This is a genomic window from Tahibacter caeni, from assembly GCF_024609805.1.
In the GTDB taxonomy this organism is placed as follows: domain Bacteria; phylum Pseudomonadota; class Gammaproteobacteria; order Xanthomonadales; family Rhodanobacteraceae; genus Tahibacter; species Tahibacter caeni.
Map to the genome: position 1 here is coordinate 1 of NZ_JANFVR010000167.1, position 10281 is coordinate 10281.

A 10281-nucleotide genomic window follows, 5' to 3' on the forward strand; every position below is an offset into this window, starting at 1 on the left:
CCACGCCGCGGGCGCGGCGCCGGCGGCGGCGCCCGGCCGGGTGCGGCGAATCGGCGCAGGCGGACGGCGCCGCCGCGCATCGTCGTGGCGAATGCGTCGTTCAGGATCGCCGGCGGCCGCCGTTTCGCGCCGCGGTCGCGTCACCGTCGCCGGCCGTCAAAACCAAATTTCCAGAATGGCTTATGCGATCGAGTTGAAGAATCGATCGAACGTACGCCCTGGCACGGATGCAGCCGTCGCGCGTTTTGCGGCATGTGCACCGTCACGGATATTTCACGAATTGCACGAGACCGGGCTATGCTCGGCGCCGGGGAATCCTGAGTCAGCCGCTACGCCGCCGCCCTGATGCGGCGCAGACGCCATGGACTCGGCGCCTGCACGACGTCCCGCCGCGCCTCCTGAACGCGGTGCCGCCGTCGGCAGTGATCACGTAACGGCCGCATCGCGTCCGTCTCGAAGTCCGGCAGCCGCAGCTGCTCGCATCCGCTTCGAGACGACCGCGACCGGTCCGGGCGGGACGGCATCGTGAGAAATTTTATAAAATTGGTTTTTGCATTATCTGCACTCGGCGCTGCTGCGGCGGCGGCCGAGCCGTACACCGTGGTTGCGCTCGCGAGCGACGCGAAAGCCGTCGTCCTCGCCGCACCCGACGGCAGCCTGCAGCGCTACCGCAGCGGCGAACGGCTCGCGGACACGCCCTGGCGCTTGGTCGACGTGCGCGCGAACGAAGCCGTGTTCGCGCGAGCCCTGCCGGGCCGCGGCGGCGCGCTGAACGTCGGCGTGCAGGCCGGCGCCACGGTGGACTTCGCGGCGCTGGACCGGCGCCACGGCACGCCGCCCGTACCGCAGCCCGACCTCGATTTCCGCCTGATTCCGCTGCCGAAGCGCTGAGCGCGCCGGAACCGCAAGGATGCTCACGATGCCGACACGCCGCCCTCGCCTGCCGCCGCGCGCCGCCGTCGCCGCGCTGACCCTGCTCTGCGCCGCCGCGACCGCCGCCGACGACTGCGTCCACATTCCCGATCCGGCCGCCGCGCAGTCCAAGGCCGCGTCGACCGCGGCCGGATCCGCCGTCGACATCGGCAACGTCACCGTCATCGAGCTCGACGGCGACTACGGCAAAGGCAACGACGCGCCGCGCATGGCCGTCGCGCGGCGCTTCTTTGAAACGCATCCGGACCGCTACGACTTCCTCGTCGTGTTCACGACGTTCGAATTCGAGACCGGCAACGCGCTCGCATTCCACAACCTGCTGCGCAACGACACCCAGGGCATAGGCCGGCCGCCGCTGGATCTCGGCCAGCAGTTCGGCAGCGCCGCGCGGCTGCAGGGCTACGTCGACATGGCGGCGATGAGCCGCTATTCGTTCGTCGCCGGCGAACCGCACAACCGGGATCTGCTGAAGACCTTCGCTCACGAAGTCATGCACCGCTGGGGAGCGTGGCTCGGCTACCGCAGCGGCGGCGGTGCGACGAGCCATGCACTGCTCGGCCAGGACGGGTCGCATTGGAGCTATTTCCTCGACAGCGACGCCTCGCTGATGTACGGCGCCGACTGGCGCCGGCGCGACGACGGCCGCTACGAGAGCATCGCGGTGCGCCAGCGCTACAGCGCGCTCGACCTCTACGTGGCCGGCTTCGCCGCGGCGGGCGAAGTCCCGCCGATGACCCTGATCCAGGGCGGCGACGGCGCGGCGACCGACCTGCCGCGGCTCGGCGCGGTCAGCGGCGGCAGCGGCGAGACCGTCAGCATCGAGCAGATCATCGCCGCCGAAGGGCCGCGCGTTCCCGACGCCGCGCATTCGCCGAAGGACTTCCGCGCCGCGCTGATCCTGCTCAAGCGCCCCGGCGAGAACGTGCCGGCGACGACGGTGGCCGCGCTCGAGAACGCACGCACGCGCCTGCAGCAGTATTTCAACCAGGTCACCGAAGGCCGCGCGTCGATACGCCTGTTCAACGAGCCGCTGCAGACCGCGGCGCCGCAGCTGCCCACGGTGCTGACCGGCAGCGATCCGGCAGCCGCGCCGCCCGGCGTGGCCGCGGCCGTGGCCTGGATACAGCAGCGCCAGCAGCCCGACGGGCACTGGCAGGACCGCGACGCGACCGCCGTGCGCGACACGACCGCCGCGCTGCAGCTGCTGCAGCAGGCCGCTCCGTCGTGGCCGGGCCTCGCCGGCGCGCGCAGCTGGCTCGCCGCGCAGCAGCCCGGCTCGCACGATGTGCAAACCTGGAAGCTGCTCGCGGATCCGCAGACCGACACCAGCGCGCTGCTCGCTGCGCAGTCGGCGGCTGGCGGCTGGGGCATCGCGCCCGGGTTCGAGGACGCCAACCTCGACACCGCGGGTATCGCCGAGGCACTGGTCCAGCGCGATGCGAACACGGACAGCGTACGCCGTGCGCTGCTGCAGCTGGGCAGCCGGCAGAACGGCGACGGCAGCTTCGCCGCCGGCACTGGCGGCCGCGGCCGGCTGCTGCCGACCCTGCGCGCGGCGCGGCTGTTCGCCGCCTCGGCGCAGCCCGAGCATCTGCTCATCCGCGACGCCGCGACGCAGTGGATCGCCGGCCGGCAGCGCGCCGACGGCGCGTTCGCCGATACCGGCACCGGCGGCGTGGAAAGCGCGCTGGCCGACACGATCGAGCTCTATCACCTCGTCGGCCGCCTGCCGTTGGCGGCCGGCCCCGCCGGCAATGCGCGCGACTACGTCATCGACGCCCAGCGCAGCGCCGGCGACTGGCAGGGCAGCGTCTACCTGACCGCACGCGCCGCGCTCGCCCAGCTGCTCGACAACAAGGCCAACCTCGCGCTGCAGGGCACGGTCGTGATCACCCCGTCGCCCGTGATCGACGGCGACGTGGTGCAGCTGCGCGCGCGCATCGTCAACGGCGGCAATCGCGCTGCCGCCGCCACGATCGCACGCTGGTACGACGGCGACCCGGATCACGGCGGCCAGCGCATCGGCGGCGATCAGCTTCTGCCGGAACTCGCCGCCGGCGCGAGCGCGACCGTGCAGCAGTCCTGGGACAGCAGCGGTCGCGGCGGCGCGCAGACACTCTGGCTGCAGCTCGATGCCGACGACGGCGTGGCCGAGCAGAACGAGAACGACAACCGCGTTGCGATCCCGCTCGTCGTCGACGCGGCGCCGGCGCAGGCCGACATCGCCGTCGACGCGAACCGCTTCACGCTCGATCCCGCCGCGATCGCGCAGCTGCCGGCGACGGTCACGTTGAATGGCGAGGCACGCAATCTCGGCGCGACGCCGCTCGCCTCGGCGCGGTTCGTGCTGTATGCGGACGGCACGCCGGCGCAACCGCTGGCCGAGACCACCATCGCCCTGCCCGCGCGTGGCGCGGCGCCGCTGCAATTGAGCTTCACGGCGACGTTCGCGCAGACCCTGCGCCTGCGCCTCGTCGCCGACCCCGACAACGCGATCGCCGAGGCGCGCGAGACCAACAACGCGGCGCAGTGGCTGCTGCCGTTCGGTCCCAGCGTCGATCTCGAGGTCCGCACGACCGACCTGAGCCTGTCCGACGGCGCGCCGACGCAGGGCCGCGACGTCGGCCTGCGCGTGCAGCTGCGCAACCGGGGCACGGTCGCGGTGGCGGCGGCGCCGCTACGCGTCGGCGTGCGGCAGAACGCGACCGACGACGTCCTGTTCGACGGCCACGTCGCGATCGACGCGGGCCAGACCCTCGAGCGACGCGTCTACTGGCGTGCGCGCGAAGCGGGCGCGGCGACATTGCAGGTCGATCTCGATGCGGCCGGCGAAATCGCCGAGACCGACGAGAGCAATAACACGGCGAGCTTGCCGTTCACCGTCGCGCCCGGCGGCGGCAGCGATCTGGCGATCATCGCCGACAGCCTGCAGTTCGCGCCGAACCCGGCACTGCAGGGCCAGCCGCTGCAGCTGCGCCTGCGCCTGCGCAATCTCGGCTACGAGGCCGCCGGCACATCGACGGTCGCGCTGTTCGCGAGCGATCCGCGCAGCGGCGGCGCGCGGCTGGGCCAGACCGCCGTGCCGGCGCTCGCCGGCCAGGCCGAGACCGAGGTCGTGCTCGACGTGGCCGACCTCGATCTCGCCGGCGACACCGGCATCTACGTCGTCGCCGACGCGGACCAGCAGATCGCCGAAGCCGACGAGGGCAACAACCTCGTATTGCGCACGGTCAACGTGCTGCCGTTCGCCGACGTCGCCGTGTCCAGCGCGGCGATGACCTTGCTGCCGAGCCAGCCGGCCGACGGCGCGCCGCTGCAGGTCAGCGCGGTCGTGCGCAACCTCGGCTCGCAGACCGCGCGCGACTTCGTCGTGCGCCTCTACGAAGGCAGCCAGGAAACCGGCGTGGCCGTCGACGCCGGCCAGGCCGTCGCCGAGCTCGCCGCCGGCGCCGAAACCACCTTGACCTGGAACTGGACCTTCGGCCTGCAACCCGGCGCGCGCCAGCTGACGCTCGTCGCCGATGCGGGCGGCGCCGTGCGCGAGAACCGCGAGCAGAACAATCTCGCGATACTGCCGTTGGCGCTGCAGGAATCCGGCTTCTACGCGAGCGAACGCTATTTCTCGCCGAACGGCGACGGCGTGCGCGACGAGACCGCGCTGTTCTTCGCGCGCCCGGCGCCCGGTCGCCTCGACGTCGTCGTGCGCAACGCGTCCGGCCGCGCCGTGCGCCGCTTCGACGACGTGGCCGCCGGCGACAGCGGCCAGCTGAGCTGGGACGGCCGCGACGACCGCGGACGCATCGTCGCCGACGGCGTCTACGTGGCTGAACTCTGGGCCGCAGACCAGCGCCGCGCCGAACTGCCGCTGACCGTCGACACCGACCGCAGCAGTCTCGTGGCCGCGCTCGGCGGCCCACTGCTCGGTGACGCGAAGCTGCCGCCGTCCGCCGGCTGGTGGCAACCACCGCCGACGCCGGCCACGCGCGACACGCTGTTCGCGCTCACCCGTTCCGCCGATCCGCTGAATCCGATACTCGGCCTGTACCGGACCAGCACCGTGCGGCCGGCACTGACGGCCGTGGTCTCGGCACGCTGGGTCGGCGAGCATCTGGAGCCGGCCAGCGGAGCGCTCGACACGATCGACGCCGCGCAGTTCTCGCCCGACGGCCGCTGGATCGCGTTCTACCTGCAACGCGGCAGCCAGTATCAGCTCGCCGTCGCCGCGACCGAGCAGACCGACCAGGTCTTCGTGCTCGACGCCGATGCGGTCGACTACGCCAATTCCTATCGCCGCCAGCGGCCACGATTCCTCGACGGCAACCGCGTGCTCGCCGGCACCTTGCCGAACCTGCAGGTCTACGATCTGCAGACGCGCGTGAAGACGCCGTTCCGCACGTTGCCGGACGACGCCGCGGGACTGCGCCTCTATACGCACGGCGCCTACGTCTGGCGCCAGGGCGGCAGCGAACAGCGGCCCGAGTGGTATGCGCCGCTCGATGCGAACCGCCCTGTCGTCGCGCTGCCGCTCGCCGAAGCCGGCCAGCTGCTGAGCTTCGTGCTCAACGAGGACGGCACGCGCGCGATCGTCAGCCGCTACGCTGAAACGGCCGAATCGCTGCACGTGTTCAACGCCGACACCGGCGTCGAGACCCCGCTGCTGCAGCGCACGCCGCAGGCGCTGAACTTCGCCGCGCTGGCCGAACCCGGCCACCTGCCGACCTTGCAGGCGCAGTGGATCAGCGCCGACGACAGCCTGCTGCTGATCGATGCGGCGGCGCGCCGCGTCGAGATCCGCACGCGCGACGGCGCCGTGCGCACGAACGTGCAGTTGCCGGCGACCGATCCGGCGCTGGATCTCGGACCGGACCCCGAGCGCTTCGGCGGCGAGCACCGTCGCGCCGACACGCTGTACGGCGGCGAGGACTGCGACCAGGCACACACCAACTGCGCCGGTGCGCTCTGGTCCACGACAGACCGGCGCATGCAGTGGTTCGATCCCGCGACGCGCACGGCCGTCGTGCTGATGGCCAGTCACTACATCGGTCCGGTCGAATGCGAGATCGGCCGCTGCTTCGGCCATGCGCCGGCGACGCTCGAAGCATTCGCGGTCGACGTCGACGACGGCAGCAACAGGCGGCTCGCCGCGACGCAGACCGCCGATCTCCTGCCGGCCGATCTGCAGCCACGCCTGCGCCTGCGCGACGGCGGCGCGTTCGCGACCGACGGCCGCTATGGCTACGACGGCCGGCTGTCGGCCCAGCCCTGGCGTTACGCCGATGCGGTCGCCACGAACGGGCCGGCGATCAGTGCCGACGACGCCGGTCTGCTGGTCGGCGATTCACCGACGCAACGCAGCCTCTCGGCGCTGGCCAATCTGTCGGCGCTGCTGCAGGCCGAAAGCAGCGAGCGCGCCGTGCTGCTCGGCGGCGTCGCCGCCGACATCAATTTCGCCTACTACCAGCTCGACTGGGCACTGCCCTCGGCGCCGACGCAATGGCATGCGATCACGCCGCCGCAGAACGAGCCCGTGCTCGGCGACGAATTCCTGAGCTGGGTGCCGCCGGAACCGGGCCACTACCTGGTCCGTCTGACCGTCGTCGACAAGGCCGGCAATGCGACCACGCGCGCGGCCTCGGCGCTGTCGCTGTTCGGCTCGCCGGTCGTCGAGGTCGGTCTGGATTCGCGCTATTTCTCGCCGAACGGCGACGGTGCCAAGGACACCGCAAGCGTGCATTTCCGCAGTGTCGCCGCAGCGCAGATCCGCGTCCGCGTGCGCAACGCGCTCGGCACGGTCGTGCGCGAGCAGAGCAGCGTGCTCGCCGCCGGCACGCACGACTTCGTCTGGGACGGCCGCGACGACGCCGGCCAACTGCAGCCCGACGGCGACTACAGCATCGACGTCGAAGGACAGAAAATGCGCGTCGTGGTCGACACGCTCGCACCGGTCGTCGACGGCTATCTGCAGCAGCCCAACATGCCGGCGCCGGAGGGAGCGGAATCGTCCGGATACATCGGCGTCCTCAGCTTCGGCGCACAGGTCAGCGACGCCCACGGCACGGACCGGCGCTACGAACTGCGCGACACCGGCGGCGGCAGCTGGATCGAGACGCCGCAGAGCATCCAGGGGGATCTGCTGCGCAACGGCTACGCCGGCCTGGCGGGCAAGAGCGTGCGCGTGATCGCCGAGGACTGGGCCGGCAACCGCGCGACACGCGAGTTCGGCGCTCCGGTCGAGCAGCTGCTGTTCGCCATCTGCGACGACCACAGGCGCACCTGCCAGGCCAGACAGCTGTTTCCGGCCACGAGCGTCGGACCGATCACCTACCCCGCGGATTTCCCGCCCAACGCCATCGAGATCGATCGGCCCGAGGATTTCCGCCTCTGGCTGCAGGACGGCACGCCGGGGTTCGCGGCTGTCCAGATCGAGATCGCCGATGCGCAGCGCCCCGGCGACTGGAGCGTGTTCGCGACCTTGCCCGGCACCCTGCCGCCGTTCGCGTTCGAGTACGGCGACCGCGGCTTCGAGCTGCACCTGCCGCTGCAGTCCCTGCCGCAGGGCGCCGACCGGCGCCTGCGCGCCGTCGGCATCCGCGCCGACGGCAGCCGCCTCTACGGCGACCAGCTGCATGTACTGATCAAGGGTCTCGGCGAGCCCGTCGTACTGTGTCCGGGCAAGAGCCCGACCTCGCTGGTTCCGCCGCAGGCGCCGGAACTGCTCGAGCTGCTGTCGCTGCAACCGGACCAGGTGCAGATCGCCGTGCCGGTCAGCTACGACGGCGTCGCGCAGGATCTGCAGCTGCGCCTGGCCGAGACCAAGGAAGCCCTGCGGCAAGGCGACTACCGCATGCTGCGGCCGCTCGCGCACAACGCGCGGCATGCCTATTTCCGCTTTTCGCCGGCGGCGCTGGGCTTCGCGCGCGCCCCGGCCTACAGCGCGAATCTGGTGCAGGCCAGCGGGCGGCTGCTGTCCACCGATCCCGCGTTCGTCGGCTGCGACCTCGGCGACGGCGCGCCGCCGAACGGCACGCCGCTGGAGTTCGCAGCAAGTGCCGTGCTGGGTGAGCGCTGCAGCGGCATACCGACTCGACAGCTGCAGTTCGTCGCCGGCCTGACCGACGGCGTGCCCGACCATTACGACCTCGCTCTCGCCGGCGTCGACGGCGCGCAGGTCGTGCTCGACGAAACGCCCCCCGGCAACGACACGCAACCGTCCTCGGGCTGGATCTGGCAGCGCCGGCACACGGTCGGCACGGCGGCGATGGCCGAAGGCGACTACCGCACGTACGCGAACGCCCGGCGCGGCACGGCGAGCTACTTCTACGGCGGCGCCGTGGAGGTCGACCACGACGCGCCGCTGGTCGAACTGGAGTCGCCGGCCGGCGGCGGCCGCGTCTGCGCCGCGCGCGACCGCTACGAAGAGCCCGCGTTGCGCGTGACCTTCGACCTGCGCAGCGACTCGGCTTCCGCCTATCAGTTCACGGTGGCCTCGACCGACAACGACGGCAGCGAGGCCTGTATCGACGACAGCAGCCTGCTGCAGTTCGGGCAGTGCGAGGGCTGGCAGTCGGCATCGCAGCGCAGCGGCGTGCAGGAGCTGACGGCCGGCGGCCCCGCCGTGCTCATGCTCAACGGCCAGGTCGACGCGCAGCTGCGCGGCACGAACGCGTCCGGCGCCGTCGTCTGCAGCAACCGTCGTTTCTACCTCGACAGCCGCGTCGAGCTCGGCGCAGGCGGCGCAGCGCAGCCGGCGCTCGACAGCTTCCCGGCAGGACTCAGCGTGGTACTGCCGCGCATCGCCGGCGAACCGCTGCCCGATCCGCGGCCGCCGCTGCTCGGCCTGTCCACGAACGGAGCGCCGCGCTTTCGCCAGGTCACGATCCCGCTGGTCGCGCGCGAGACCCTGGACTACCGCGCCAGCGTCGTCGCGCTGCTGCAGAACGACATCGGCCAGACCAGCTACCACCTCGGCAACGAACTCGCCTCGATCGGCGAAGGCCATGGCGTCAGCGGCGCGTTCGCGCTGAGCTGGGACGGCCGCATCGCCGGCACGCCGGCAGCCGACGGCTATTACCTGATCCGCGTACAGGCCGAGGACGCCTGCGGCTGGACCCTGACCTCGTACTACCTCGTCGACGTCGACTCCACCCCGCCGTCCCTCGCGATCACCGCCCCCGTCGCCGGCGCCGTGCCGACCGACGCGGTCGTGGCGATCAGCGGCACGGTGACGGATGCGCACTTTTCCAGTTTTCCATCGTCGCAGCCGTACTGGGAGCTCGCGGTCGAACGCGGCGGCGGCGTCGAGCTCGTCGGCCACGGCGAGGAAGCGGTGCCGCAGCCGGCCGTGCTCGGCCGCTGGAGCCGCGGCGCCGCGCAGCAGGCCGGCCAGTACCGGCTCAGCGCCGACGACGATTTCGGCAACCGCAGCGAGGTCAGCCTGCCGTTCGCCGCGCCGACGCCGCTGACCCTGCTCGTCCGCGCGCAACTGCTGCCCGAGCTGTTCTCGCCGAACGACGACGGCCGCCTCGATCGCAGCGAGCTGCGCATCGACTTGCTTGCGCCGGCGCTCGTCGATCTGCGCATCCGCGACGGCGGCGGCGCCGTCGTCGCGACCCTCGCACAGGCCACGCCGATGCCGGCCGGCACGACGCGGCTGGACTGGAACGGCAGCGGCCTGCCCGACGGCAGCTACCAGATCGACGTCGTCGCGCAGTCCGCAACCACGCCAGAACTGCGCGAAACCGCACTGCTCGCCGCCGTGCTGGATACGCAGGCGCCACAAGTCAGCGTGCTCACGCCGGCCGGCGACGTGACCGGCGCTGCCGGTACCGTGACCTTCCGCATCGACGAACCGTATCCGGACCGCTTCGATGCGCGCCTGCTCGCCGCAGGCGGTGCCGTGCAGGCCCAGCTCGCCGGCGGCGGCAGCGGCGTGCAGACCCTGGCGACCCTGAGCGGCCGCGCCGACGGCGACTATCGCATCGCGATCCAGGCCCAGGACCGCGCCGGCAATCGTAGCGATGTCGAACGGAATTTCGTGCTCGACACCATGGCCCCGCAGGCCGCATTGACCGCGCCGATCGAACACAGCGTGCTGCCGCGCGGCGGCGCGTCCGTCAGCATCGCCGGCACGGCGACGGATGCACAGTTCGAGAGCTACAAGATCGAGCTCCTGCCCGGCACGAGCGACAGCGGCCCGCTGCTGGCCAGCGGCAACGGCGCGGTCGAGGCGGCCGAGCTCGGCCGCTGGACCGTGACCGAAGCCGACGGCGACTACCGCCTGCGCCTGCGCGTGCGCGACCGCGCCGGCAACGAGAGCCGCGCCGAGCGCCGCGTCGCGGTCGACGGCAC

General features: G+C 72.0%; 2 protein-coding genes. Both read left to right on the forward strand.

The window, feature by feature from the left end; all coding sequences use genetic code 11:
- Nucleotides 1-600: 600 nt before the first annotated feature.
- Nucleotides 601-891 (forward strand): hypothetical protein, encoded by a 291-nt coding sequence (locus NON22_RS14405; RefSeq protein WP_257387640.1) that lies wholly within the window; start codon nucleotides 601-603, stop codon nucleotides 889-891.
- Between the two features lie 28 nt (nucleotides 892-919).
- Nucleotides 920-10281, forward strand: a 9362-nt coding sequence (locus NON22_RS14410) for a CARDB domain-containing protein (protein ID WP_257387641.1), incomplete at its 3' end; no start/stop codon positions are given.